Genomic DNA, 25733 nt, shown 5'->3' with positions numbered 1-25733 from the left:
TACGCTCTCTCAATGAATCACTGCCTGTCAGGCTACTTCACACAGCGCACTGGGGTCGATGGAAAGTGCCAGGCGTTGGCCGTCGGGGTGCAGATCGTCCGCCGAGCGGTTGAGCACGTCCACCACCAATTCCACGCCCCGGGCTTCGATGCGGTAGCGAATCACGTTGCCCAACAGGCTGTGGCTGCGCACTAGGGCATCGAGTTCGCCACTGCGGCTCAGCTCGATGGCCTCCGGGCGAATCGCGATACGCCCGCTGATCGGCCGCTGCAGCAGTTGGCTGGCCTTGTCGGCGTCCAGCAGGTTGTAGTTGCCGATGAAACCGGCGGCAAATACGTCCACCGGCGCGGTGTAGAGGGTTTCGGCGTCGCCGCTCTGCACGATCTTGCCCTGGTTCATCAGGAAGATGCGATCGGACATGGTCAGGGCTTCTTCCTGGTCATGGGTCACGAAAATCGTGGTCAGCCCCAGTTCGCGCTGAATCTGGCGGATCTGTTCGCGCAGGTGCTTGCGAATCCGTGCATCCAGCGCCGACAACGGTTCATCCAACAGCAACAGGCGCGGGCGGGTGACCAGGGAGCGGGCCAGGGCCACGCGTTGGCACTGGCCGCCGGACATCTGGTGCGGGTAACGACCGGCGAGTTCCTTGAGTTCCACCAGTTGCAGCACCTCCTGCACGCGCTTGTGGCTGTCGTCGGCGTTGACCTTTTGCATGCGCAGCCCGAACGCGACGTTCTGCTCCACGGTCATGTTGGGAAACAATGCATAGCTCTGGAACACCATGCCGATATGGCGTTTTTGCGGGCTCAGGGGAACGATGTCCTGCCCATCGAGCAGGATTTTCCCGCTGTCCACCGAGGTCAGGCCGGCGATGCAGCGCAGCAGGGTGGACTTGCCGCAACCCGACGGCCCGAGCAGGGTGACGAACTCGCCCTTGGCGATTTCGCAGTTGATGTCACTGAACACCGGCGTGCCGGCGTAGCCTTTTTGCAGGTGTTGGACGCTGACGAAGCTCATTGGCTTTTGTCCTTGTTCAAGATGTTGGCGGCCCAGGTCAGCACCAGCACAAAGAAGAAATAGGAAATGACCACGGCACTGGTGAAGTGGCCGCTGCTGTTGCGCATGTTGTTCAGGTACACCTGCAGGGTTTCGTAGCGGGTGCCCACCAGGATGTTGGCGAACACAAACTCGCCGAACAGGAACGAGAACGACAGCAACAGCGCGACCATCAAGCCTTTGCGCAGGTTCGGCAGCACCACCAGGATCGCCGCCTGCCAGGTGCTGGCGCCCAGCAGCTGCGAGGCATCCATCAGGTCACGCAGGTTGATGGCTTGCAGGTTGTTGGTGATCGCCCGGTACATGAACGGCAGCGCCACGGTGAAGTAGCAGCCGATCAGAATCCACGGCGTGCCCACCATCGCAAAGGGCCCGGAACCATACAGTTGCAGCAGACCCACGGACGACACCACCGGCGGCACCGCAAAGGGCAGCAGGATCAGGATGTTCATCAGCGCATCGAGCTTGGGAAAGTGGTAATGCACCACGAACAGCAGCGGCAAAATCAACACCACCGACAGGATCAGCGCGCCCACGCATACCAGCAACGATTGCCCGAAGGCCATCAGGAAGCGTGGGTCGCTCCACAACTGTGCGTACCACTTGAACGTAAAACCGGCGGGCAGGATGGTTGCCGACCAACTGCTGGCGATGGAGTAGACAAACGTCCCCACCAGCGGCAGCACCAGGATTGCAAACAACAGGTACACCACGACCCGATGATAGAGGGAGGCCGGGCCGGCTTCAGCGCGAGACATGGTAGCTCCTCTTGAGCAGCAGTTGATGGACCACGGTGACCAGGGTCATCAGCGCCACCAGCACCACCGCCAGTGCGCTGGCCAGGTTCGGGTCGAGCGACACATCCCCCGACACCAGGCCGGCGATGCGGATCGGCAGCACGTTGAAGTTACCGGTGGTCAACGCGTAGACCGTGGCGTAGGCCCCCAGGGCATTGGCCAGCAGGATCACGAACGTCCCCAGCAGCGCAGGCGTGAGCACCGGCAGGCCGATATGCCGCCAGAACTGCCAGCCATTGGCTCCCAGCAATGAAGCCGACTCGCGCCAGTCTTCGCGCAGGGCGTCGAAGGCCGGGTAGAGCAGCAGCACGCCGAGGGGAATCTGGAAGTAGGTATAGAGGATGATCAATCCGGTTTTCGAGTAGAGGTTGAAGTCCTCAATGATCCCCGCCTGCTTGAGCATGATGGTGATGCTGCCGTTGAACCCCAGCAGGATGATGAACGCGAACGCCAAGGGGACGCCGGCGAAGTTGCTGGTCATGTTGGCGAACGCGGTGACGAAGTTGCGCAGCGGCGAATCCACGCGGCGCAGGGAGTAGCTGCCCAGGGTGGCGATGACGATGCCGAAGATGCTGGAGTAGAAGCTGATCTCCAGGCTGAGCTGGATGGCTTGCAGGTAGAACTTGGAGCTGAAGATCCGCGTGAAGTTGTCCAGGCTCCAGCCGGCGTCTTCCGTTTGCACGCTGTTGATCAGCACCCACACCAGCGGGGCGATCTCGAACACGATAAAGAACAATGCGAAAGGCACCAGGCAGAGCAGTGCCAGCCATTTGCCGCGGTTCAGGCTATTCACTTCAACAGCTCCCGGCAGACAGGTTTGTCGTGGGGCACGCCCAACAGTTCGCAGACGGTGCCGCAGAGGTCGGTCTGTTTCGGCGCGGCGTCGGCATTCAGGCTGAAGGCGTCGCCCACTACGAACAGCGGTACTTCTCGCTCTTGGGGCAACAGGCCGTTGTGGGAGCGATCGTTGTTCATGCCATGGTCGGCAGTCACCAGCACCTGGTAGCCGGCGTCGAGCCAGCCTTGCAGATAGTCGGCGAGGATGATGTCGGCCGAGCGTGCGCTGTTGCGGTATTGCGGGGTGTCGAGGCCGTACTTGTGGCCGGCGTCGTCGATATTCATCGGGTGCACCACCATAAAGTTTGGCGCGTGCTTGAGCCGCAGGCTTTCGGCGTCGGCAAACAGGTGGGAGTCCGGGTAGTGGTCATTCCAATAGAAATGCCCGTGCTGGATCGCCAGCGCCTTGTCGTCGGTGTGACGATCCCGGGCGGCGAGAAAGGGCGTGCGGTTATACAACTCGCTGACCCAGTGGTAAGCCGCCGCTGCGGTGGTAAGCCCCGCGTCGGTGGCGTAATGGAAAATGCTGCGCTGGTTGGACAGGCGCGAGACGTTGTTGTGCACGATACCGCTCTGGATGGGTGGCACGCCGGTGAGGATGCACTCGTACAGCGGGCGTGACAGGCTGGGCAGTTCACATTCCAGTTTGTAGAGGGCTGCGCGTCCTGTGCCGACATAGGCCTGCAAGTGCCCCATGGCGTGCTGGGCAACCTCGAAATTCAGGCCGTCGAGCACGACAAGGATGACATTGTGCTTCATGGGGGAGAGCGCTCCGCAGCAATAGACTTGACTCAATTTCCCTGGAGGAACGGGAAGTAAAAAGTGGGGGGGCTTGCTCCCGATTGCAGTGGTTCAGTTGATACACGTGTGGCTGAACCACCGCCATCGGGAGCAAGCCCCCTCCCACACAAGCCCCTGCCACTTTGGAGCGCCTGTGAAGCTCCAAAGTGGGCTACAGGCTTACTTCATTTCTACGATGACTTGCTCGTTCCACAGTTGTGGCAGCTTCTTGGAGGTTTTTTCCCAGGCCTCGGCGTCCTTGATCGGTTGCGGGTTGGCCTTGGTGTACTGCTCGCCCGGGATCAGGTTCTTGGCGATATCGGCCGGCAGTTTCAGGTCGGTTTCAGCACGGATCGGACGCGCATTGCCACGCGCCAGGTTGAGTTGGCCGGCATCGCTGAAGATGTACTCGCGGGTCAGCTTGGCGGCGTTCGGGTGCTTGGCGTATGTGTTGATGATGGTGGTGTAGCCGGATTTCACCGAGCCGTCCGACGGGATCAGGACCACGTAGTCATCCGGGTTGGTCATCTTGGCTTTGTAGCTCAGGCCGTTGAAGTCCCAGACGATACCCACTTCGATTTCGCCTTTTTCCATGGTGGCGATGGTCGGGTTGGACAGGCCGAGTCGACCTTGCTTGGCGATTTTGGTGAAGAACTGCAGGCCGGGGGCGATGTTTTTCTCATCGCCTTTGTTGGCGATGGCGGCGGCGAGTACGGCGTTGGACGCCTGGGCTGCAGTGCTCACGTCACCCACGGAGACTTTGTATTTTCCGGTCAGCAGGTCAGCCCAACGGGTAGGGACTTCGGAACCGTGCAGCAGCTTCTTGTTGACGATGAATGCGATGGTGCCGGTGTAGGCCAACGCCCAGTGACCGTCTTTGTCTTTCGCCCAATCCGGCACCTGGGCCCAGGTGGACGGTTTGTATGGCTGGGTGACTTTTTCCTTCACCGCGATCGGGCCGAAGGCTGCGCCCACGTCGCCGATATCGGCGCTGGCGTTGTCTTTCTCGGCTTTGAACTTGGCGATTTCCTGGGCCGAGCTCATGTCGGTGTCGATGTGCTTGAGGCCATAGGTCTTGGCCAGGTCTTCCCAGGTGCCTTTCCAGTTGGCCCAGTCATCGGGCATGCCGACGCTGTTGACGGCGCCTTCCGCTTTCGCGGCGGCTTCAAGGGTTTTCAAATCGGTATCAGCGGCCATGGCGGCGGTGCACATGGCAATGGTCGAGCCTAACAGTGATGCCAGGAAAAGCTGTTTCATCCGAAGCTCCTATGGGCGTATTCAACGCGGCGTTTTTTTCGACGGTGTTGTTGGTCTAGGTCAGAGCAATACCTGAGCCAATCTAGACGCGATGGATGACAGTTTCATGTCGATGTCGTTTTTAAAGCATGAATGTCGCTTGGCGCAGGGTTAGCGTAGACCATGCTCAAGTGCCCGTAGCGTCTGGACTTGGCCGGTGTATTGCAGGGTGTGCTCAGGGGGCTCGACATGAGTTGTCATCTGTCGGTCATCTGTAATGCCTAGGCTGGCAGGCAACTGCAAAAGCCCAAATAGAGCGCGGTTTGTGCACCTGAACGGTGCTGGTCTAGTCCAGATAGGTAGCGTTGATGCGTGATGAGGCAATCAAGGCGGTGACATCCATCGGTCTGGCGCTGCAAGAGCAGATCGACCACGGCCTGTTGCCGCCTGCAAGCAAACTGCCCGCCGAGCGCAAGCTCAGCGAGTTGTTTGGTACCACTCGGATTACGGTGCGGGAAGCCTTGTTACAACTGGAAGCTCAAGGCCAGATTTATCGCGAGGAACGCCGTGGCTGGTTTGTCTCGCCGCCGCGCCTGGCCTACAACCTGATGCAGCGCAGTCACTTTCACGCCATGGTCAGCGACCAGGGGCGGGTGGCGTCGACCGAGGTGATCTCTGCGCGGCTGCAACCGGCGTCGGCGGCGGTGTGTGCGTGGTTGCAGTTGCCGGCGTTGTCCAGCGTGATCCAGATCTGCCGGCGTCGGCGGATCGATGGGCGGCTCGTGTTGTACGTGGAGCACTACCTGAACCCGCAGTATTTCCCAGGAATATTGGCGTGCGATTTGAACCAGTCGATGACCGAGCTGTACGCCCGCAAGTACGACTTGCACTACGGGCGGGTGCGTTTCGAAATCGTGCCGACCTCACTGCCGGTGGAGGCTGCCGCCGCGCTGCGGGTCTCGGTGGGCAGCCCCGGCTTGCGTATTGCCAGGGTCAATTACGACCAGCACCAGCGCTTGATCGACTGCGACCTGGAGTTCTGGCGGCATGATGCGATTCATGTGGGCGTGGATGTGGTGTGAAGGGCTATGCCGGACAAGTTTCATGTGGCAAACCGTCTTCTGTGGTGAGTGGGCTTTCAGTCTGGTGTGAGCGCCTTGATTACCTGATCCACATTGGTTTCCAGCTCTGTCACCGGTTCCGCACCATCGACGTTCAGCACCAACAGTTGCGCACCGCTCGCCATGACGGCGGCTTTCAGCGCTTCAGCCGGCTGGCGATGGTGCAACACCACGGCCACTTCGTTGTTCTTCAAGTCGGCGCTGAGTTTCTGTAACGCTTCGGGCGTCCAGTCGGCGTCGGGGCGTGCGTCGGTACTCACCACTTCCAGGTTCAGGCTGCTGACCAGATAGGCGAAGTGATCGCTCAGGCTCACCACGCTGAGGTTGTCCACCTCGGCCAATCGCGTTTCGCTGTCCGCCGTGAGCTTGAGCAGGCGCTGCTTGAGGGCGGCGAGGTTGGCGTCGATCTTCGGCTTGGCGTTGGGCGCCAGGCGGCTCAGGTCGGCGGCCATCACATCGGCCATGCGTCCCATATTGTTGCTCGATTGCCACGGTTGGCTGTTCAGTCCATCGGTCATGCCCGGTTGCACGGCGATCCCTGGCAGACCGCCGTCCACCGGGCGGGCGGCGTCGACTTCGACGATGCGGATATTGCTGCGGCGTGCCACCGGGTAGAGCGGATCATCCGCCCACAGCGAGCGCAGGCCGATGGCGGCGTCGGCACCCACCGCCAACTGGCTCAGGGCCGGCGCGCCACGTCCGGTGAAGTACGACACCTGTCGCGAACCGGGCAGGTTGGCCGGCGCGGCGCGTTGCAATTGCACATCGGTACCCTTGAGCAGCACCTCGGCCAGCCCATAAGTGATGGGCAGCGAGGCCAGGACCGTGAGCGGTTTTTTCGTCTGGGTCAGGGCGGCGTGGCCGAGGCCGTGGTTGGCTTTGAAGTCCTTGGTGTCGAACCCGTCGACGGCTAGCGCCGAAGCACTGATCAAGCAGGCAATGGCCAAGGCCAGCGGGCGAAGTAGGGGGCGCATTATCCGAGATTCCCTTTAAGGCTAGGCACGGTGCCGCGCGCGATGGCGGCACCGGCGAAGGCGATGCCGGCCATCAGGATGATCGCGGCGCCGGACGGTACAGGCAGGTCGAAGATGATCGGCAGCAGGATGCCGCACAAGGTGCTGAGGGTGGCGATCAGTACCGAGATCCAGAAGAAACCCTTGAGCGACTGGCTCAACAGGCGCGCCGCCGCAGCCGGAATCACCAGCAGCGCGCCCACCAGGATCGCGCCGATCACCTTGACTGCGGCCACGGTGATCAGCGTCACCAGGATCACGAACAGGTAATCCAGGGTCTTCACCGCCACACCGCGCACCGCTGCCAGTTGCGGATTGAAACTGGCGAGCATGATGCGGTTGTACAGCGGCAGCGCCAGGGCCATCACCAGCGAACCGACAATCGCCAGCACCAGCAGGTCGTTGCCGTTGACTGTCAGCACCGAGCCGAACAGTACGTTCTCGAGGATATGCACGTTTATCTTGCCCGCCAGGATCAGCAGCAGGCTTGCACCCAAGGCCAGGGACACCGACAGGAACACGCCGATCAAGGTGTCCGGCGCCAGCCCCGTGCGGTTGCGCAGGTAGTTGAGCAGGATGCCGAACAACAGGCAGTAGCCGAACAAGCTGCCATAAGGCCCGGTGTAGGGTTCCCCGAGCAGAATACCCACGGCCACGCCGGTCAGTGCGGCGTGGCCGACTGCTTCAGAGAAAAACGCAAAGCGCTTGACCACCACCAGGGTGCCCAGGCCGCCCAGCACCGGCCCGATCAGCAGGCCCGCGAGCAGGGCGTTGACCACAAAACCATAGGCCAGCGCCTCCGGCAGATAGCCGGAAGAGGCCCAGCCCTGGACCATCAGGCGAAACGCTTCATAACTCATTGCACCGGGCTCCGAGGGTGGGTGGAGAACAGGGTCAGCAGGCGGTCCGGGGTCAGGGCCTCTTTGGGCGTGGCATCGAACAGCACGCGGCGGTTCAGCCCGGTGACGCGGTCGGCCAGGCGGCCCACGGCTTCCAGGTCATGTTCGATCCACAGCACGGTGATCCCGGCCAGGCGCCAGTCATTGAGCAAGCGTTCGAACACCTGGATGCCGGCTTCATCGAGGGCCGACATCGGTTCATCCAGCACCAGCAGTTGCGGCGCCGGGATCAGGCCCTGGGCCAACAGCACACGCTGACGCTCACCACCGGACAGCGCGCCCATGCGGCGCTTGCGTTTGTCCTGCATGCCGACGCGTTCCAGGGCCTCGCCAATCGCGGCGGCGTAATGCCGGGACACACCGAGAAATGCCGGGCGCCGCTGGCACATGGCAGCCATGAAATCATCGACGGTCATCGGCAGGCCCCGGTCGAACTCCAGCGCCTGGGGCACATAACCGATAGTGCCGGGCGTGGCCGGCCACTGCAGGCTCAATCGACCCTGGTGTGGTGTTTGCCCCAGCAGGGTCTTGATCAGCGAGCTTTTGCCGCCGCCGTTCGGGCCCACCAGTGCGTGGATGCTGCCCGGCTCGACCTGGAAGCTCACGTCGTCGAGGATCGTGGTACGGCCGAGGGTCAGTGAGACCTTGTCGAAGTCGAGCGTCGGGCCAACGCTGGCGACTTTGAGCTGTTGCGCGACGCTCATGTCCCCGACTCCTGAATCGCCCGCACTACGGTGTCGAGGTTGCCGGTCATTTCCACTTCGTACTTTTGCGCGCTGTATTCACCGTAGGAAATATGTGACAGCGGGTACAGCTTGACCCCGGATTCACGCTGGATGGTCTCGACGTAGGTGGACGGGAAATCCATCTCCGAGAAGATCACCTTCACGTCCAGCGCGCGCAGTTCATCGATGGTCTTCTTCAATTGGCTGGGGCTGGGCTCGATACCGTGGGCGGGCTCGACCACGGCGGTGACTTCCAGGCCGAACTCGCGCAGCAGGTAGTCATAGGCCGCGTGTACGGTGGCGACGCGCAGGTCCGGGTTGGGCGCGCTGGTGAGCTTGGCCAGGGCGTCGGCGCGCATCTGGCGTAGGCGTTTGCCATAGGCGCGGGCGTTCTGGGTGTAGGTCTTGGCATTGTCCGGATCGAGTTTGCCCAGTTCCCGGGCAATGTTGTTGACCTGGGCAATCGATGCACTGATCGACAGGAACGTGTGCGGGTTGACCACCTTGCCCGCACCGCGCGCGGCATTACCGGTGGCGGCCAGCAACGGCACGTTGGCGTTGGCTTCGATCACCGGAATGTCCGGGCGCTCGCTGGTGGCGATCATACGGTCGGCGAAATCGTCATGGCCGACGCCGTTGAGCACGATCACATCGAGGGTGCCGATGCGCTTGATGTCGTCGGCGCGCGGCTCGTAGGCGTGGGGGTTGAAGCCGGCCGGAATCAGCGGCACCACCTCGGCCTTGTCGCCGACGATATTGGCTACATAGCTGTAATAAGGATGCAGGGTGATGCCGATGCGCAGGTGCTTGGTCGCGTCGGCGTGAGCGAGGGGGGCGAGCATCAGGCTGAACAGGCCAACCAGCAACAGGCGCAACAGGTGAGATGAAATAGACATGGGCAATCGGTCTTCTCGTTCAGTGACGGTGCTGGCGGGTGACGCCGGCATCGAATTGCGCGACCACCTGCTGCCAGCCGGCTGCGATCAGCGCCTGGTCAGAGAGGTCGGAGGGGGCGGCCAGGTCGTTGCGGCGGTTGAGCCAGATATCCGGCTCTGCGCCCTGCACGCGCATCAGCAGCGAGCCGCTGGTGGCGGGCGTCTGGCTCAGGCCCAGGTACGCCGAGGGCGCGAGCACCTGCCAGCGATGAGCGCCACGGCTGACCGAGCTGGCGTCCTGGGCAAAGGGCGCAAAGCCTGCTTCGGCCAGTTGCTCAGGCGTCGGCAGGGCGTTTTGCTCCTGCTGCAGCACGTGGATTTCATCCAGGGTCACGCGCAGGTCGGCATAGATGCCTTGTTCGGCGGCGCTGAGGTCGCGACGGGCGTCAAATTGGTGGCTGGGCACGGCGGCAACGGTCCGAGGCTCACTGTGCAGCGTCACGACTGTGCCGGCCACTGCGAGGATGATCAGGCACAGCAGCAGGACGTAGAGGGTTTCGTGCCCGGCACCGGCGGGGCGTACAACCTGTGTGGTGGTCATTGTGGCTGGATATCCGCTTGGTCGATTTCCACCACGTGACCGGGGCCCGCATCGAACAGTACATAGAACTCGGCCGAAGGCTTCTTGAAGGTCACGGTCGAATCCTGGCCGAGCTTGCCGGGCACCAGGATGGTTTCGTCGTAGCCGATCACATCCAGGGTCACGCCGGGCGCACCGCTGCCGTCGGAGAAGCCGCCTTTGCATTGGATCTGCTCGCCGGGGATTTCCTGGCACTCGCACATCGGGTTGTGGGCAAAGGCCGTGGTACTGAAACCGGCGCACAGCAGCGCGGCGCGGGACAGGCGCATCAACGTCATGGTTTAACTCCTTGCTTGTTCAGCCAGGCAATGGTGGCAGGCGAGGCCTGGCTCAGCGGGATGGAACCCTGGTGCATCGTGCCGTCCCAGCCTTCCATGGTGATCCACAGTTCGGCGTCGACAGGGGTACGCTCCGGCACGGGCAGGGCAGCGCCCATGCGGTAGGGCGTGCCAAAGAAGATCACCCCGGCGGCGCGCAGGCTGCGCGGTTTGCCGATACGCAGGTAGGTGGCCTTGACCTGGTCGGCGCAGGTATCGCACAGGGCGGCGTTGAAGAATTTCATCGGGCCGGCCGGGTCTGGGCGCGGGCCTTCGTTGCGGAACTCGGCAAGCTTCAGGCGCCAGGGCCCGACCTGCACATCGCCCACCACCCGTTCGCCGATGCCGGTGTCACCGCGAAACAGCGCGGCGTCGGCGAAGTATTTGGGCATGAACCCCAGTGGGATCAGCAACAGCAGCACATTGATATGGAATCGCCATTTCAGCCACAAAGCCCGCAGGGGCGAAGGCGGTGTTGCGCTAGCGACCTTGCTCATCGACTGGCCTCCGAGGTTTCAGCCTGCATGGCCGGGATGGACGCGGGCTGCCGTTGCGTCTTGGCTTCGCGCTTGAGGGCGTTGAGGGTGGCCAGGGCCGTGCGCTTGGTCCAGATCAGCAGGCCGCTCAAGACCATCATGCTCAGCACCAGGCCGAAGAACGCCCAGATCAGCTTGATCCAGATGCCGCCGAAGTCGCCGGTGTGCAGCGGGCGCATGGATTCGGTGACGAACTCCAGGGCGGTACGATCGGACAACTGGTGCGAGACGGCGATTTCACCGTCATAGGGGTTCAGTTGCGCGGTCTGGAACATCAATGGGTACCAGCCCCGGCCGCCGATCTGCAGGTGGCTGTAGGCGTTGAGCGGCAGGAATACGAACGTGGCGTCCAACCCCGGTATGCGCTCGCCGGCAATCTTGATCGCTTCGTCGAGGGCAATCATGGGGGCCGGCACGCCGGGTGCGGACATGGGCACCTTCTCGCGGGCGATGACCGGGACGATGGGCTCGCTGGAGATCGAAATCTGGTTATCGCCCAGGATCGCCTGGATCAGGAACCAGGTGCCGGTGATGGAGATCACCGCGATGAACCAGATCGACCAGATACCGCTCAGGCGGTGGAAGTCGCCCCAAAAGATCCGTGCCCCGTGGCGGATACGCAGGGTCGGTCGCAGGAAACCTTTCCAGAAGCGCTTGTAGACCACCAGACCGGTGATCAAGGAGGCCAGCAGCGGCAAGCCGAGTGCCGATACCAGATACCAGCCCCAACTGAAGCCGTTGGTGAACGGCACCAGCCACCAGCCGTGCAGGGCGCGGGTAAATTGCTTGAAGTCGAACGAGGGGCTGATGCCCTGTATCGCCCCGGTGTAAGGGTTCACATAGACCTCCACCGAGCGGCCGTCGGGGTAGCTCAGGCCGACACTCAGCGCGAAGTGCGATTCGTCCGGACGAATGATGGACCGCACGATCACCTGCGGTTCTGCGCGCTTGATGGCGCTGATGACCTGGTCGAAGCTCAGCGGCTGGGCGTCGTCCGACGGCTTGCTCGCACGGATATCCGGGTTAGCCAGCCACACGATTTCCTGGCTGACCACTGCCAGGGTGCCGGTGACGCAGACGATCAGCACAAAGAACCAGATGGGCAACGCCAGCCAGCTATGGACGAGAAACCAGAGTTTGGAGCGTGACTTCTTCGACATGTGAATGAGGGTCTTGATCCGAGAGGGGCGATGGAGGCCCGGAAAAGGCCGGCCGTAGCTTCTGCTGACGCGACAGGCTGTATTTCAGTTAAGACGGATGAGAATGAGAAATCCCTAAGCCACAAATGAAAGAAAATGTTTCAGGTTCGCATTCGTGGTGATTTCAGAGGCTCTGATACAACGTCGTTCAAATGGTGGGAGGGGGCTTGTTCCCGATTGCAGTGTGACGGTCGCCTTAGCGTTGACTGATCCACCGCCATCGGGAGCAAGCCCCCTTGTATGTTTAGACTTGAAGGGGTGGGTGGGACTAAAAGCCCGATTCTGACTCTAACCAGTACAGACCGTGGGAGACTTCGTCCCACCCCTTCTACCCAAAAGCGCCAATAAGGAATTCATCGGCAAGGCCGACGATAGAGACAAGTCAGCGCAACGGTAGACCCCAACAAGCTCTTAAACCCTAGCTCCGAGGATTCGTCATGACAATCCTTACTTCGCAAACGGTCGTGGGTGTTGATGTGGCCAAGGCTGAGGTGCTCGTCTATCGTGCCGATCTGCAAACCACACAAGCCATCCCCAATAATCGAGCAGCACTCAAACGCTGGCTCAAGACGCTGCCCGCCCAAAGTGGCATTGCCGTCGAGGCCACCAATATTTACCACTTGGACACGGTTGAGTTGGCCCATGAGTTGGGTCATCAGGTCTACGTCGTGGACGGTTATCGCTTGAGTCATTACCGTCGCGGTGTCGGCCAACGAGCTAAAAATGATCCGTGCGATGCTCGTCTTCTAGCTCGATATCTGGCGCATGAACAGGGTGGGTTACGCGCTTGGAGCCCGCCACCCAAGGCTTACAAGGCCCTGCAAAGTCTGCTTCATCGACGGGCAGCACTGATCAAGGCGCGCGTCAGTCTGGCTCAGAGCTGGGCCGATGAGCCGCGCCTGGAAGAAGAGCTGAAATGTCTGATGGAGACGTTTAAGCACTCGGATCTGGCCATTCAAAAAAAGCTGCGCGACCTGAGCAAAGAGGCTGGAGCCGCCGAAAATATCGAGCGTTGCAAGGCCATTGAAGGCGTCGGAGTACTGACGGCAACCGGATTTGCGACGGCTTTTTTGCGTGGCGAGTTTAAGGATAGCAATGCCTTCATCGCTTTTTTGGGCATGGACTTGAGGGTCGATGACTCGGGAAAAAAGACGGGGAGTCGCAGGCTGACCAAGAAAGGGGATCCGGAAATACGGCGTCTGGCCCACAACTCGGCTATGGCCGCCTGTCGTTCAGCGACCTGGAAACCATTTTATGAAGGGTACCTGGCCAGAGGATTCAAGAAGACTCAGGCCCTGGTAATCCTTGCCCGAAAACTCGCACGGGTGGCGTTCGCCCTGATGAAAAACCAGAGCGAATACCAACCGAATCGGCCGTTGCAGGGTTGTCCTGCAACATAGAATCTCCCACACATTTCCCGTCTTGAGCAGGGGGGGGATGTCCGCTTAGCCTTGCTTGAACATCGCCATGGCGCGTTGACGGATCTGTTCTTCGGTCAGGTCTTCCTTGCGCGTGGCGAGGTACCAGAGGTGACCGAATGGATCCTTCACGCTCCCCGAACGGTCGCCATAGAAGCGGTCTTCCGGTTCGGACACCGCGCTGGCGCCCGCGGCGACCGCTTGTTTGAACTGTGCGTCAACGTCGGTCACATACAGTTGCAACGCGACGCTGGTGCGTTCAGTCGGATTGCTCAGGGACATTTCATCGCAGGGCGTGCCCAGCATGATCGCCGCGTCACCGATGCGCAGCTCGGCATGGCCGACTCTGCCATCGGGCATATCAAGGCGCATGACTTGGGTGGCGCCAAAGGCTTTCTTGTAGAACTCGATGGCTTCAGCCGCTTTGTTGATTCCCAGATAAGGCGTGACGCTGTGATAACCCTCGGGAATAGGTTTAACGCTCATATCGTTCTCCTTGGTTGTGGTTATGGAGGGACGGCGTTTTCACTATAGGTCACGTCCCCTGAGGCTTGTGACCAGCCGACGAGGTGTTCGCCCGGCGACATTGAGCGATCAACGTCAGGGCGTTGGCTCCAGCAACTGCGCCCCCGGCCCTTGCTCACCGAGTTGGTCATCCTGATTGCGCAGCGGGCAGGCGTCCAGCGACAAACACCCGCAGCCAATACAGCCATTGAGCTTGTCGCGCAGCATGATCAGCTTGTTGATGCGCTCATCCAGGTCTTCCCGCCACAGCGCCGACAAACGCTCCCAATCCTGAGCATTGGGCGTGCGTCCCTCCGGCAACGTCTGTAATGCCTCGCCAATCGTCGCCAGCGCAATCCCCAGGCGCTGGGCGATCTTGATCACCACCACGCGCCGCAACACATCCCGCGGATAACGTCGCTGGTTTCCGGCATTTCGATTGCTTTTGATCAGTCCCTTGGATTCGTAGAAGTGCAGAGCGGTAACCGCCACGCCGCTGCGGGCAGCGAGTTGGCCGACGGTGAGTTCCTTGGTAACCATGAAAAACTCCAGTGAGGTGCTTGACCTTGACTTAACTAGAGGTTTTACCCTGCGTGGCATCGGATCGCAAGATTGTGCCTACAGAGAAAGGGGAGTGTTCATGCAGGTATCAGAGAAGAATCTCAGCTTCACTCAATTGATCGAGTTTCAGATCGAACCCCGGCAGCAAGTCGCCCTGGTGGCGGCCTTGTCCACCCAAAGCGAACGCCTGGCCCAACGCCACGCGGGCTTTATCAATGCGAGTGTGCAGGTCAGCGAAGACGGACGGCGGGTGCTCAATTACCTGCAATGGCGTTCCCGCGCGGACGGTGAGGCGGCGTTCCAATGCTTTGAGCACGGCGAGGAAGATTTCTGGACGCTGATCCGCGCCCATCAGGCCACGGCGGTGACCTTTGGTTCGTTCCAGGTGCTGCGCAGCTTCGAGCGCAGCCATGACAACGCGTTGCATTGCCGCCTAAATGGATAAGTGCAGCATGCGCTCGCCCTGCAGGTTCTCTCCGGGGCGGCGTTTGTTCACCGCCAGCTCGCCGATTTTGATCAGGCGCGTACGCGTGACGTTGCGGCTCAGGCCGAGCAGGTTGGCGGTGTGCACTTGGTTGTAATGACTGAAGCGGTAAGCAGCGCGCAATAACGCATCCTCGACCTTTTCATGCAGTGCGCCAGCCTGCTCTTCGAAGAGTTTTTGAAAGGCACGTTCCAGCAGGGCTTCGGCGCTGTTGTCAGTGCCGTGCGGGCTGTCGTCCTGACGCTCGATGCGCATGTTCGACAGGCGCAGGTCGTCGCGCTCGATCACGCCGTGACGGCAGATCAGCAGGGTGTGGTGAATCACGTTTTCCAGTTCGCGGATATTGCCCGGCCAGCTGTAGGCCTTGAGCTTGTGTTCGGCTTCGTGGCTGATGGTGATCGGGCCGTAGCCCAGGCGCTGGCTGTAGGCTTCGATGAAGTGCCGAGTCAGCGGCAGGATATCGCCGGGACGCTCGCGCAGTGGGCTGAGTTCCAGGCTCACGACGTCGAGGCGGTAGTAGAGGTCTTCGCGAAAATGCCCGGCGTTGATGGCTTTTTCCAGTTGCACGTTGGTCGCGGCCAGCACGCGCACATCAATGGGAATGCTCTTGCGCGAGCCCAGGCGCACCACTTCGCGCTCCTGCAATACCCGCAGTAACTTGACCTGGATCGCCATCGGTAAATCACCGATTTCATCCAGGAACAACGTGCCGCCATCGGCCTCTTCGAACCAGCCGGCCTTGGCGCTGAGGGCGCCGGTGAACGCGCCTTTTTCATGACCGAACAGCTCGGCTTCCACCAGGGATTCGGAGAATGCCCCGCAGTTCACCGCCACGAAGGGCCGGTTGCGCCGCGCGCTGAGGTTGTGGATATGCCGCGCCACCAGCTCTTTACCGGTACCGGTCTCGCCGATGATCAGCACGCTGGCTTCGCTGGGCGCCACTTGCTGGATATGGTCGAGCAACGCCTGGGATTTCGGGTCTTCGAAGACCTGGGCCGTGGCGCGTATCGAGGTCGCGAGGGCGGGCGAGGGCGGTAAGGTTAAAAGCTGCATAGGCACCTCTCTTAAGAATAAAACGTGGGAATCGGCAGGGATTGGTTCAATGCCCAATCCCCCAGCTCGTGGAGTTTGTAGTCCACCGGGTCGTGCAGGCTTTGCGTGCGCAGGTTGCGCCAATGGCGGTCCAGGCGCAGCGACGCGTGGGTGGAGCGCGCACCGGTGACTTCAAACAAGCGGCTGCACAGTTCCAGGCCCTGGCGGGTGGCGGCGACTTTGGCGGTGGCGATGGCGATAGCCAATTGGCCGCGTTCGGTTTCGCTGAGGCTGGGACCTTTGGCCCACGCCTGGTCGAGCAACTCGGAGGCACGCTCCACCAACAGGCGTACGCCTTCCAGAGCCACCCAGAACTCGCCGTAGTGATGCAGCACGTAAGGGTCCTGGCGCACGTCTTCGGCCGAGGATTTGTGCCATGCGCGGGTTTCGGTCAGGGTGTAGTTGCGCGCTTCGTCGAAGGCACCTTCGGCAATGCCGAGGAACATATGGGTGAAGGTCAACTGGGCGATCAACGGGCGCAGGCAGGCGAAAGGCGTGCTCAGCGGGCCCGGGTCGAGCAGCAACTCCGACTCCTCGACGCGCACCCGCTCGAAGCTGGCGCTGCCGCTGTCGGTCTGGCGTTGGCCGATGTTGTTCCAATCGTTGTGCAACGTGATGCCGCTGCGACCGCTGGGAATCGCGGCGATCAACAGCTTGCCGCCGGCGCTTTCATCCACGGCCGAGGCGATCAGCATTTCCGAGTCGCTGGCGCCAGAGCAGAAGCTTTTTTTACCGGAAAATTCGCGCCAGCCGCTGAAGTCCTTGACCACCGTGCGCGTGTCCAGCGGGTTGAGGGCGTTGCCCCAGAACCAGTTTTTGCGCGCGGTCTGCTCGAACCAGGGTTGCCATTGGTCCGGCCGCGAAAACAGCCGCACGGTGGCGAGCATCAGGTGGTGGAAGCCGAAGACGTGGGCGATGGAACTGTCGACCTTGGCGAATTCGCGCACGATACCCAGGGTGTCGCTCCAGCGCGCGCCGAGGCCGCCGTACTGAGTGGGAATGCTCAGGGCCAGCAGGCCACTCTGGCGCAGGGCGTCACGCTCGGTCTTTGGGGTGCCGCCGCGCTCGTCGCGTTCGACGGCGGTGAGGGCGAATTCGGCGGCCAGCAGTCTGGCGGTCTGCAAAGGCGACGGTAGGGCACTGTGGGGTTTGGCGGTCACGGGGTTTCCTCTTTATAAGCAGGAACGGCCAGGGCCATTCCCGCCGTTGCGCCGATCAGGCCTTGGCTGGCAGTACATCGTTGGCAATCATTTCGCCGAACGGGCCAGTGAGGTTGGTGACGCCACGTCCGGCCAGGCTGGCATAGGGTTCCGGCAGCAGCGGGAACACCAGTTCGGCAAAGCGATACGCTTCTTCCAGGTGCGGGTAGCCGGAGAAGATGAAGCTCTCGATACCCAGGTCCGCGTATTCCTTGATGCGCTCGGCGACTTGCTGCGGGTTGCCCACCAACGCCGTGCCGGCACCACCGCGCACCAGGCCGACGCCGGCCCAGAGGTTGGGGGCTATTTCCAGATTGTCACGGCGCCCGTCGTGCAGGGCGGCCATGCGGCGCTGGCCTTCGGAGTCAAAGCGCGAGAAGGACTTTTGCGCGGCAGCGATGGTTTCGTCGCTGATGTGCTCGATCAGCTTGTCGGCGGCTTTCCAGGCGTCTTCCTCGGTTTCGCGCACGATCACATGCAGACGGATACCGAACTTCACCGTGCGTCCGTGCCGCGCCGCGCGCTCGCGCACATCCGCGAGTTTTTCCGCGACGGCGGCGGGCGGCTCGCCCCAGGTCAGGTATACGTCCACCTGTTCGGCGGCGAGGTCGTGGGCGGCGTCGGAGGAGCCGCCGAAGTACAACGGCGGGTAAGGTTTTTGCACGGGGGGGTACAGCGCCTTGGCGTTCTGTACGCGTAGGTGTTTGCCTTCAAAGTCCACCGATTCGCCTTGCAATACACGGCGCCAGATACGTAGGAACTCGTCGGAGACTTCGTAGCGTTCTCTGTGGTCGAGGAAGCTGCCGTCGCCACGGTTTTCGTCGGGGTCACCGCCGGTGACCACGTTGATCAGCAAGCGGCCATTGGACAGGCGGTCCAGGGTGGCAGCCATGCGTGCGGACACGGTGGGCGAAATGATGCCCGGGCGAATCGCCACCAGATAGCGCAGGCGTTCGGTCAGCGGTACCAGTGCCGAGGCGATGACCCAGGAGTCTTCGCACGAGCGTCCGGTAGGAATCAGCACGCCGTAATAACCCAGGCTGTCGGCTGCCTGGGCGACTTGCTTCAGGTAATTGAGGGTGACCGGCCGTGCACCTTGAGTGGTGCCCAGGTAATGACCGTCGCCGTGAGTCGGCAGAAACCAGAAAACATCCATGACAAATCCTTAAGCGATTTTCAGCAGAGAAGGGGAGTGCGCCGCGAACAAAGGCGCTGCGCGTTCTGCCGCCAGTTGAATACGGGCTTTTAACAACTCACTGGTGATTTGATAGTCAGTGAAGTCGGCCTCGGTGGCGTACACACCGATTGGCAGCGTCAGGGCCTGGAAGAAACTGAACAGCGGGCGTAATTGATGATCCAGGACCAGCGCATGGCGTTCGCTACCGCCAGTGGCCGCGAGCAAGACCGGTGTGTTGACCAAGGCATTGAGGTCCACCAGGTCGAACAGGTGCTTGAGCAGACCTGGATAGGAACCGCGATAGACCGGCGCCGCGACGATCAGCAGGTCGGCCTGTTCGATAGCCAACAGTTGGTTTTCGACTTCGGCCGGCAGCTCATCACGGGACAACGCACCGCCCAAAGGCCGGGCAATGTCGCCCAGTTCGATCAGGGTGGTCTGGATCGGCAGCAAGGTGGCCAGCTCAGCCAGCACGGCCTGTGTCAGCACGAGGGTGCGGGATGGACGCCAGGTTCCGCCGGAGAGGGCTACGACATTGAGGGGACGGGTCATGAACAGTTCCTTTTTCAACAGTGGTTCATAGCAGGTGTGGTGCAGCGGGTGAGCAAGAGCTGTACCAACGGCTGCAGGCCTTGAACGACGTGGTCTGCGGGTTCTCTGCTGAAGAATGCTGCTGTTGTCTGACTGGTGATTTGTTGAATGGCTGTTGCCAGGGCAACAGTTGCGTGGCGAACAGTACCGGTCAGTCGAGGAGTCATTTATAGAGGGTTGTGTTTATTCCGTAAATGAACGTATTTCCATATTTATAGATCTAAATTGAATATAAGGGATTGCCATCGAGCGTGCTCCGCCAGGTGATAGCAACTATCACGGATGATGATTTTTCACTGTGCAATGGCGGGAGTAGCCTGTGTCCATTGATTTGAAACCTCCTTTCCAGAGCTTGCGCCATGAACCGATTTATCGTTGTGTGCCTTCTGTTTGTCACCGTCGTCCTTGCGGGGTGTGCGTCCAGTCCTTCACCCGAATTGCGCCCGTACACAGCGGAAGAGACCAAAGAGTTGGCCCTGGAGGCGTTGAGCCGGCGTGGATTGTCGTTTGATGAATATCAACAGCAGCGCGCGGCACTGATCGGCCAGCCACAGAAACAGTTTGGTTTTGATCACCAGGGCGAAATGAATGCGGAGCACAGCGTGACGCTGAAGGGACGTCCCAGCTGAACCCGCTTCCCGCAGCCAGAAGCCCGAGGATTCCCCAAGGAACCTCGGGCTTTTTGTTTTCCATGGTGCGACTTCAGCCTGTTAAGCTGAATTTCAGGAGCGTTCCTACGCACATTTACATAAAGTGGTTCTTCTTTAATGGCACTCGATCCGGTAAACCTGACGACCTCTGTTCCGGTCGATGCCCCTGAGACGCTGCTCTCGGGAACCTGCTCTGCGAGTCTTGATTGTCATGAATAAACGTCCACTGTATTTCGACTACGCCGCCACCACTCCGGTGGATGAGCGAGTCATCCAGGTAATGGTCGAGTGCCTGGGCTTCAACGCCAATTTCGGTAATCCCGCATCGAGTTCCCACGCATTCGGTCAAGCGGCCCGGCAAACAGTCGAGCAGGCGCGTCGCCAGGTGGCCGAGTTGGTCGGTGCCCAGCCTGAGCAAATCGTCTGGACTTCCGGCGCCACCGAATCCAACAACCTCGCCATCAAGGGCGTGACCCAGGCGCGGGGCGTTGCGGGTGGGCACATCATTACCAGCCAGATCGAACACAAGGCCACGCTGGACACTGCGCGGCAGTTGCAGGAAGCCGGTGTGGCGGTGACCTTCCTGGCGCCGGACGCAGACGGCTTGATCACTGCCGACGCCGTAAGCGAAGCATTGCGCGAGGACACGTTCCTGGTGTCGCTGATGCTGGTGAATAACGAGCTGGGCACACTGAATGACATCCCCGCCATCGGCGCCCGCGTCCGTGAACACGGCGCCTTGTTGCATGTGGATGCCGCGCAAGGGGCGGGCAAGGTGGCAATCGACCTGGCGCAATGGCCGGTGGATTTGATGTCGTTTTCCGCCCATAAGTTATACGGGCCCAAAGGCATCGGCGCGTTATATGTGGGGCCTCGGGCGCAGCAGAAGGTGTTGGCGCAGATTCACGGCGGCGGCCACGAAGGCGGCTTGCGCTCCGGCACCCTGGCCACCCACCAGATCGCAGGCATGGGCGCGGCATTTGCGCTGGCCGGCGGGTCCTTCGCCGAAGAGACGGCCAAGATCGTGGCCTTGCGTCAGCGCTTGCTCGACCAGTTGGAAGCTATTGCCGGCGTGCGCCTCAATGGCAGCCCGAGCCAACGCATTCCCCATACCCTCAGCCTTACGTTTGGTGAGGGCGAATTCAATTCCGCAGCTTTGAGTGCGGGCATCGCGTTCTCCGCGACCTCGGCTTGCAACTCGGCCAGTAATGCGCCGTCCCACGTGCTTCTGGCGCTGGGTCACGACGCATACAGCGCCGGCCGAACCATTCGCTTGAGCCTGGGCCGTTTTACCTCCGAGCAGGATATCGATCAGGCCGTGCAACTGATCAAGGCCGCGCTCGCCAGTGCACCGGCGTTCTGGGCCGTCTGAGTTACATAACAATTATTCGTGGTTAGCAGGAGACACAATGAGTACGCAGCCTTTGACCCATGGAACGGTACCCCAGCGCCTGGCGCATACCCGTGAATTGATGAGCCGTGAACGCATCCACGCTCTGTTGGTGCCGTCGGCCGACCCGCACCTGTCCGAGTATCTGCCGGGGTACTGGCAGGGCCGCCAATGGCTGTCGGGGTTTCATGGTTCGGTAGGAACGCTGATTGTCACTGCCGATTTCGCCGGTGTCTGGGCGGATAGCCGTTACTGGGAACAGGCGACCAAGGAACTCAAAGGTAGCGGCATCGAGCTGGTGAAACTGCAGCCAGGCCAACCTGGACCGCTAGAATGGTTGGCCGAGCAAACACCCGAAGGCGCTGTGGTGGCGGTGGACGGTGCAGTCATGGCCGTAGCCTCGGCGCGCACCTTGAGCGGCAAATTGGCCGAGCGCGGCGCGCGACTGCGCACCGATATCGATTTGTTGGGTGAAGTCTGGCAAGACCGCCCAGGCTTGCCGAACCAGCCGATCTATCAACACCTGCCGCCGCAAGCCACGGTCAGCCGTAGCGAGAAACTTGCGGCTCTGCGCGCCAGTTTGAAAGAGAAGGGCGCCGACTGGCATTTCATCGCCACCCTGGATGACATCGCCTGGCTGTTCAACCTGCGCGGCGGTGACGTTTCGTTCAATCCGGTGTTTGTGTCCTTTGCATTGATCAATCAACGTCAGGCCACCTTGTTTGTGGCGTTGAGCAAAGTCGATGCCGAACTACGGGCTGTGCTGGAGCAGGATGGTGTGACACTGCGCGACTACAGTGAAGTGGCGGACGCGTTACGTGCAGTGCCGCCGGGCGCCAGCTTGCAGGTCGACCCGGCGCGCGTGACGGTGGGGTTGCTGGACAACCTCGATGCTGGTGTCAAGCTGATAGAAGGGTTGAACCCGACCACGCTGGCCAAGTCCCGCAAAAGCCTGGCCGACGCGGAACACATCCGCCAGGCCATGGAACAGGACGGCGCGGCGTTGTGTGAATTCTTCGCCTGGCTGGATAGCGCGCTGGGGCACGAACGCATCACCGAACTGACCATTGACGAACACCTGACTGCTGCGCGTACCCGTCGCCCGGGTTATGTATCGTTGAGTTTCAACACCATCGCCGCGTTTAACGCCAACGGTGCGATGCCGCATTACCACGCTACCGAAGAAGAGCACGCGCTGATCGAAGGCGATGGCCTGCTGCTGATCGATTCGGGTGGCCAGTACCTGGGTGGTACCACGGATATCACTCGCATGGTGCCTATCGGTACGCCAAGCGAAGAACAGAAACGTGATTGCACCCGGGTGCTGAAGGGCGTGATTGCCTTGTCCCGTGCACAGTTTCCCAAGGGTATTCTGTCGCCACTGCTGGATTCGATTGCGCGCGCGCCGATCTGGGCTGAGGGCGTGGACTACGGCCACGGTACCGGGCATGGCGTCGGGTATTTCCTTAATGTGCATGAAGGTCCCCAAGTAATTGCCTACCAGGCGGCTACAGCGCCGCAAACGGCGATGCAGCCGGGCATGATCACGTCCATTGAGCCAGGCACTTACCGTCCGGGGCGTTGGGGGGTGCGAATCGAGAATCTGGTATTGAACCGTGAAGCGGGCAAGACCGAGTTTGGTGAGTTCCTAAAGTTTGAAACTCTGACCTTGTGCCCGATCGACACCCGTTGCCTGGAGCCGTCCCTGCTGACGGCAGATGAGCGCGCCTGGTTCAACGGCTACCACGCCGAGGTACGTGAACGCTTGAGCCCATTGCTCAATGGTGCGGCGCTTGAGTGGTTGCAAGCGCGTACCGCTGCTATTTGATCGTGCAGGTCAGGTGCCGTTGGCTCGAGCGTCGAGCACGGGGCTAGCCGCGGCACCGCTAGAGGCGGAGCTTGTATCAGGAATTCAATATGAGCAGTCGAAGGTGGACTGCTCGGAGGGTCACTTGCAGATGACGATCATGCTGCGACTGGTGTAGCCGGCAGGGTTGAGGCCGAAGGGGTAGTCCCCTGGTTCCTCGGAGTTGTCACCCGACTTGGCAATAACCCGGTAGCCCTTGGCGCCGCATGAATTGGTTGCACTGGTGTAGCACTGATCCCAAGAGGATGACAGGCCGGAACAGTTGATGTGCAGCCCCTTTTTGCCCCGTTTTACTTCTGTCTTGGTGGTCGCGGCACAGCCAGCAATGGCCGTGACCATTAACAGTATCAAAATTCGCTTCATTCCTATCCTTAATAGCCGCTTCGCAATGCTTGAAGCAGGCTCTACTCGCTCTCGAGTGTAGCGTTCACGCTGTCCTTGTCGAAATTCTCCATGAATGACATTGGTTTGCGGCCTAAACATGGCCTAATTGAGCGGCAAATACCAGACCTACCGACAAAGATCCGTCAATCTGCAGGAACCAGCGGCTTTGGCTCTTTACGCATCGTAACCGTTGCGCCGACTGAGGCCAGGATAATGCAGGTGATAGCGATCCATTGTGCCAGGGACAGGTGCTCATGCAGGAAGAACAGGCCGGAGAGCGCGCCGAACGCGGGCTCGATGCTCATGAGCGTGCCGAAGGTACGGGCAGGGAGACGAGTCAGCGCGACCATCTCCAAGGTATAGGGTAGAGCGGTGGAGAGAATGGCGACCCCGATGGCGACTGGAATCAGGGCGGGACTCAGCAATGCGGCACCTGCATGAACGATGCCGATAGGTGCGACAAACAAGGCTGCGATCATCACGCCTAGGGCTGCTGTCTGGACTCCATTGTCGTTGCCTGCCTTCTGACCATAAAGAATATAGAGTGCCCAGCAGACACCGGCCCCTAATGCGTAGGATGCGCCAATCAAGTCGATACCACTGCTGGCCTCCCCCAAGGGGATCAGCAGGAGAAGGCCGATAATCGCCAGAGCAATCCATAGAAAGTCTACCGCTCGCCGAGAAGCATAGATCGCTACCGCGAGCGGTCCGGTGAATTCGAGGGCGACTGCGATGCCCAGCGGTACGCTGCGCAAGGACATATAGAAGAGGAAGTTCATGCCTCCCAACGCCATGCCATAGACGATCACGGTGCGTAGGGAACTGGCTGTGAGCTTGGCGCGCCATGGGCGTAACAGAAGTAGCATGATCACGCTGGCGAAAATCAGGCGCAGGGCCGTGGTGCCTTGTGCGCCGACAACAGGGAACATGCTTTTGGCCAGGGAGGCCCCTGACTGGACGGACGCCATGGCGATCAACAACAGGCCGACAGGGAACAATGCAGAGGTCAGGCTGCGTGGTGAGGTTGTCATTGGGAGTATTTGTCCGAGGTGATATGAAGAGAAGCAGAAGAGGCTATGATGCTTAACTGTTTTGGATTGAGCAATATATTGCTCATTTATCGCTATGCGCTACTTCTATATAGAAGCGAGCCTGAGCTTTTCGGGGAGATTGATAGAAAGGCAAAATTAAAGGTTGACGGCAGATTCTGGAAGTCTATAATTCGCCCCACTTCCGGCGCAGTCTAAATGGAAAACTCCTTGGTAAACAAAGAGTTATGCGAGATTCGACAGCGACCTGCTTCAGTTTATCGAGGCCCAGAAGGAGTTGGTAGGGCAGTGTAGTTTGGCTCTATTAACGTTTCGATCCTCTCGGTCGAAAGCGGAGAAAAAGAGGTGTTGACAGCAGCGTGTAACGCTGTAGAATTCGCCTCCCGCTAACGAGAGATCGGAAGCGCAAGTGGTTGAAGTTGTTGAGGAAAACCTCGAAAACTTCTGAAAATAATCACTTGACAGCAAATGAGGCTGCTGTAGAATGCGCGCCTCGGTTGAGACGAAAGATCTTAACCAACCGCTCTTTAACAACTGAATCAAGCAATTCGTGTGGGTGCTTGTGGAGTTAGGCTGATAGTCAACAAGATTATCAGCATCACAAGTTACTCCGCGAGAAATCAAAGATGTAACCAACGATTGCTGAGCCAAGTTTAGGGTTTCTTAAAAACCCAAAGATGTTTGAACTGAAGAGTTTGATCATGGCTCAGATTGAACGCTGGCGGCAGGCCTAACACATGCAAGTCGAGCGGTAGAGAGAAGCTTGCTTCTCTTGAGAGCGGCGGACGGGTGAGTAATGCCTAGGAATCTGCCTGGTAGTGGGGGATAACGTTCGGAAACGGACGCTAATACCGCATACGTCCTACGGGAGAAAGCAGGGGACCTTCGGGCCTTGCGCTATCAGATGAGCCTAGGTCGGATTAGCTAGTTGGTGAGGTAATGGCTCACCAAGGCGACGATCCGTAACTGGTCTGAGAGGATGATCAGTCACACTGGAACTGAGACACGGTCCAGACTCCTACGGGAGGCAGCAGTGGGGAATATTGGACAATGGGCGAAAGCCTGATCCAGCCATGCCGCGTGTGTGAAGAAGGTCTTCGGATTGTAAAGCACTTTAAGTTGGGAGGAAGGGCAGTTACCTAATACGTGATTGTTTTGACGTTACCGACAGAATAAGCACCGGCTAACTCTGTGCCAGCAGCCGCGGTAATACAGAGGGTGCAAGCGTTAATCGGAATTACTGGGCGTAAAGCGCGCGTAGGTGGTTTGTTAAGTTGGATGTGAAATCCCCGGGCTCAACCTGGGAACTGCATTCAAAACTGACTGACTAGAGTAT

At 60.3% G+C, this 25733-nt stretch carries 27 protein-coding genes and 1 rRNA gene (1 of these 28 cut by a window edge); 7 read left to right on the top strand and 21 right to left on the bottom strand.

The annotated features are described in order from the left end of the window. Positions 1-27: 27 nt before the first annotated feature. The 5 genes from BLR63_RS12200 to BLR63_RS12180 all read right to left on the bottom strand — a co-directional run bounded on the left by BLR63_RS12200 (position 28) and on the right by BLR63_RS12180 (position 4727). The gene (locus tag BLR63_RS12200) at positions 28-1017 is read right to left on the bottom strand and encodes an ABC transporter ATP-binding protein (protein WP_010565203.1); all 990 of its coding nucleotides are present in this window, start codon (positions 1015-1017) and stop codon (positions 28-30) included. Then, positions 1014-1814, bottom strand: a complete 801-nt coding sequence (locus BLR63_RS12195; protein WP_010565204.1) for an ABC transporter permease — start codon at positions 1812-1814, stop codon at positions 1014-1016. The genes BLR63_RS12200 and BLR63_RS12195 overlap by 4 nt, the downstream gene beginning before the upstream one ends. Beyond that, positions 1801-2646 (bottom strand): ABC transporter permease, encoded by an 846-nt coding sequence (locus BLR63_RS12190; RefSeq protein ID WP_010565205.1) that lies wholly within the window; start codon positions 2644-2646, stop codon positions 1801-1803. Before BLR63_RS12190 ends, BLR63_RS12195 begins: the two co-directional genes overlap by 14 nt. Then, on the bottom strand, positions 2643-3449 hold the full coding sequence (locus tag BLR63_RS12185) for an alkaline phosphatase family protein (protein WP_010565206.1): 807 nt from the start codon (positions 3447-3449) through the stop codon (positions 2643-2645). Before BLR63_RS12185 ends, BLR63_RS12190 begins: the two co-directional genes overlap by 4 nt. A gap of 201 nt (positions 3450-3650) precedes the next feature. Continuing rightward, positions 3651-4727: an ABC transporter substrate-binding protein gene (locus BLR63_RS12180; protein WP_010565207.1), complete on the bottom strand. Its 1077-nt coding sequence runs from the start codon at positions 4725-4727 to the stop codon at positions 3651-3653. Positions 4728-5074: 347 nt separating this feature from the next. Between BLR63_RS12180 and BLR63_RS12175 the strand changes: the two genes are divergently transcribed. Beyond that, on the top strand, positions 5075-5788 hold the full coding sequence (locus BLR63_RS12175) for a UTRA domain-containing protein (protein ID WP_010565208.1): 714 nt from the start codon (positions 5075-5077) through the stop codon (positions 5786-5788). Positions 5789-5844: 56 nt separating this feature from the next. Here BLR63_RS12175 and BLR63_RS12170 read toward each other — a convergent pair whose 3' ends face one another. The 8 genes from BLR63_RS12170 to BLR63_RS12135 are packed head-to-tail and all read right to left on the bottom strand — an operon-like array spanning position 5845 to position 11992. Further along, complete coding sequence (locus BLR63_RS12170; protein ID WP_010565209.1) at positions 5845-6801, bottom strand: metal ABC transporter solute-binding protein, Zn/Mn family; 957 nt, start codon at positions 6799-6801, stop codon at positions 5845-5847. Further along, positions 6801-7700, bottom strand: coding sequence for a metal ABC transporter permease (locus BLR63_RS12165; protein WP_010565210.1), 900 nt, complete (start codon positions 7698-7700; stop codon positions 6801-6803). Before BLR63_RS12165 ends, BLR63_RS12170 begins: the two co-directional genes overlap by 1 nt. Further along, positions 7697-8443 (bottom strand): metal ABC transporter ATP-binding protein, encoded by a 747-nt coding sequence (locus BLR63_RS12160; RefSeq protein ID WP_010565211.1) that lies wholly within the window; start codon positions 8441-8443, stop codon positions 7697-7699. Before BLR63_RS12160 ends, BLR63_RS12165 begins: the two co-directional genes overlap by 4 nt. Further along, positions 8440-9360 carry a metal ABC transporter substrate-binding protein gene (locus BLR63_RS12155; protein WP_010565212.1) on the bottom strand — a complete coding sequence of 307 codons (921 nt, stop codon included), beginning with the start codon at positions 9358-9360 and terminating at the stop codon, positions 8440-8442. The genes BLR63_RS12160 and BLR63_RS12155 overlap by 4 nt, the downstream gene beginning before the upstream one ends. Positions 9361-9379: 19 nt before the next feature. Then, the gene (locus BLR63_RS12150; RefSeq protein ID WP_010565213.1) at positions 9380-9940 is read right to left on the bottom strand and encodes a DUF6162 family protein; all 561 of its coding nucleotides are present in this window, start codon (positions 9938-9940) and stop codon (positions 9380-9382) included. Next, positions 9937-10257 (bottom strand): hypothetical protein, encoded by a 321-nt coding sequence (locus tag BLR63_RS12145; protein ID WP_010565214.1) that lies wholly within the window; start codon positions 10255-10257, stop codon positions 9937-9939. The genes BLR63_RS12150 and BLR63_RS12145 overlap by 4 nt, the downstream gene beginning before the upstream one ends. Further along, complete coding sequence (locus BLR63_RS12140) at positions 10254-10793, bottom strand: hypothetical protein (protein ID WP_010565215.1); 540 nt, start codon at positions 10791-10793, stop codon at positions 10254-10256. Before BLR63_RS12140 ends, BLR63_RS12145 begins: the two co-directional genes overlap by 4 nt. After that, a complete protein-coding gene (locus BLR63_RS12135; protein ID WP_010565216.1) occupies positions 10790-11992 on the bottom strand; it encodes a PepSY-associated TM helix domain-containing protein in 1203 nt (400 codons plus the stop codon). The genes BLR63_RS12140 and BLR63_RS12135 overlap by 4 nt, the downstream gene beginning before the upstream one ends. 476 nt (positions 11993-12468) lie before the next feature. Between BLR63_RS12135 and BLR63_RS12125 the strand changes: the two genes are divergently transcribed. After that, entirely contained in the window at positions 12469-13431 is a 963-nt protein-coding gene (locus BLR63_RS12125; protein WP_010568165.1) for an IS110 family transposase, read from the top strand. A 45-nt stretch (positions 13432-13476) separates the two neighbouring features. Here BLR63_RS12125 and BLR63_RS12120 read toward each other — a convergent pair whose 3' ends face one another. Both BLR63_RS12120 and soxR read right to left on the bottom strand, forming a co-directional pair. Next, on the bottom strand, positions 13477-13935 hold the full coding sequence (locus BLR63_RS12120; protein WP_010568003.1) for a VOC family protein: 459 nt from the start codon (positions 13933-13935) through the stop codon (positions 13477-13479). Between the two features lie 114 nt (positions 13936-14049). Beyond that, a complete protein-coding gene (soxR, locus tag BLR63_RS12115) occupies positions 14050-14493 on the bottom strand; it encodes a redox-sensitive transcriptional activator SoxR (RefSeq protein ID WP_010568004.1) in 444 nt (147 codons plus the stop codon). Positions 14494-14593: 100 nt separating this feature from the next. On the opposite strand from soxR, the gene BLR63_RS12110 reads away from it, so the two are divergent. Beyond that, on the top strand, positions 14594-14959 hold the full coding sequence (locus BLR63_RS12110; protein ID WP_010568005.1) for an antibiotic biosynthesis monooxygenase: 366 nt from the start codon (positions 14594-14596) through the stop codon (positions 14957-14959). On the opposite strand, the gene BLR63_RS12105 is transcribed toward BLR63_RS12110, so the two are convergent. The 4 genes from BLR63_RS12105 to msuE are packed head-to-tail and all read right to left on the bottom strand — an operon-like array spanning position 14948 to position 19018. After that, the gene (locus tag BLR63_RS12105) at positions 14948-16051 is read right to left on the bottom strand and encodes a sigma-54 interaction domain-containing protein (RefSeq protein ID WP_010568006.1); all 1104 of its coding nucleotides are present in this window, start codon (positions 16049-16051) and stop codon (positions 14948-14950) included. The two genes, BLR63_RS12110 and BLR63_RS12105, sit on opposite strands and share 12 nt — an antisense overlap. Positions 16052-16062: 11 nt before the next feature. Further along, positions 16063-17250 carry an acyl-CoA dehydrogenase family protein gene (locus BLR63_RS12100; RefSeq protein WP_010568007.1) on the bottom strand — a complete coding sequence of 396 codons (1188 nt, stop codon included), beginning with the start codon at positions 17248-17250 and terminating at the stop codon, positions 16063-16065. Positions 17251-17305: 55 nt separating this feature from the next. Continuing rightward, positions 17306-18445, bottom strand: a complete 1140-nt coding sequence (ssuD, locus tag BLR63_RS12095; protein WP_010568008.1) for an FMNH2-dependent alkanesulfonate monooxygenase — start codon at positions 18443-18445, stop codon at positions 17306-17308. 9 nt (positions 18446-18454) lie between these two features. Next, the gene (msuE, locus tag BLR63_RS12090; RefSeq protein ID WP_010568009.1) at positions 18455-19018 is read right to left on the bottom strand and encodes an FMN reductase; all 564 of its coding nucleotides are present in this window, start codon (positions 19016-19018) and stop codon (positions 18455-18457) included. 398 nt (positions 19019-19416) lie between these two features. Here msuE and BLR63_RS12085 point away from each other — a divergent pair, with 398 nt between their 5' ends. The 3 genes from BLR63_RS12085 (at position 19417) to BLR63_RS12075 (ending at position 22925) form a co-directional block, all read left to right on the top strand. Continuing rightward, on the top strand, positions 19417-19686 hold the full coding sequence (locus BLR63_RS12085) for a hypothetical protein (protein ID WP_042947909.1): 270 nt from the start codon (positions 19417-19419) through the stop codon (positions 19684-19686). A gap of 232 nt (positions 19687-19918) precedes the next feature. Beyond that, entirely contained in the window at positions 19919-21079 is a 1161-nt protein-coding gene (locus BLR63_RS12080) for a cysteine desulfurase family protein (protein WP_010568011.1), read from the top strand. Positions 21080-21116: 37 nt separating this feature from the next. After that, positions 21117-22925, top strand: coding sequence for an aminopeptidase P family protein (locus BLR63_RS12075; protein ID WP_010568012.1), 1809 nt, complete (start codon positions 21117-21119; stop codon positions 22923-22925). Positions 22926-23045: 120 nt separating this feature from the next. Here BLR63_RS12075 and BLR63_RS12070 read toward each other — a convergent pair whose 3' ends face one another. Both BLR63_RS12070 and rhtA read right to left on the bottom strand, forming a co-directional pair. Further along, complete coding sequence (locus BLR63_RS12070; RefSeq protein ID WP_010568013.1) at positions 23046-23327, bottom strand: hypothetical protein; 282 nt, start codon at positions 23325-23327, stop codon at positions 23046-23048. A gap of 164 nt (positions 23328-23491) precedes the next feature. Then, positions 23492-24379, bottom strand: a complete 888-nt coding sequence (rhtA, locus tag BLR63_RS12065) for a threonine/homoserine exporter RhtA (protein WP_010568014.1) — start codon at positions 24377-24379, stop codon at positions 23492-23494. A 701-nt stretch (positions 24380-25080) separates the two neighbouring features. On the opposite strand from rhtA, the gene BLR63_RS12055 reads away from it, so the two are divergent. Next, positions 25081-25733: ribosomal RNA gene (locus BLR63_RS12055) — 16S ribosomal RNA — on the top strand; it runs 884 nt beyond the window's last position.

This window comes from Pseudomonas extremaustralis (assembly GCF_900102035.1).
GTDB lineage: Bacteria > Pseudomonadota > Gammaproteobacteria > Pseudomonadales > Pseudomonadaceae > Aquipseudomonas > Aquipseudomonas extremaustralis.
Note: the sequence above shows the minus strand (reverse complement) of the source record. Positions and strands in the feature narration are given on the sequence as shown.